The 218-nt window shown below is 41.7% G+C and carries 1 tRNA gene; it reads left to right on the forward strand.

From position 1 onward, the window contains the following. Nucleotides 1-120: 120 nt before the first annotated feature. Nucleotides 121-209, forward strand: a tRNA-OTHER gene (locus GQR39_RS20135). Nucleotides 210-218 lie beyond the last annotated feature (9 nt).

Genomic DNA, 218 nt, shown 5'->3' on the forward strand with positions numbered 1-218 from the left:
CGTGTGTCGCTGGTTCAAGCCCAGCAAGAGGAGCCACATTAAAAATCCTGAACATTATTGTTCAGGATTTTTTTTGCCTAAAATTTATGATCTCCCTGATACATTAGCAAAAAGAACAATTCTTCTTTAGCTCAGTTGGTAGAGCAACGGACTGTCCTCTTTTGAAGGTATAGCGTGTGTCGCTGGTTCAAGCCCAGCAAGAGGAGCCACATTAAAAA

The sequence above is a fragment of the Pseudoalteromonas sp. C8 genome (assembly GCF_011378685.1).
Classification (GTDB): domain Bacteria; phylum Pseudomonadota; class Gammaproteobacteria; order Enterobacterales; family Alteromonadaceae; genus Pseudoalteromonas; species Pseudoalteromonas arctica.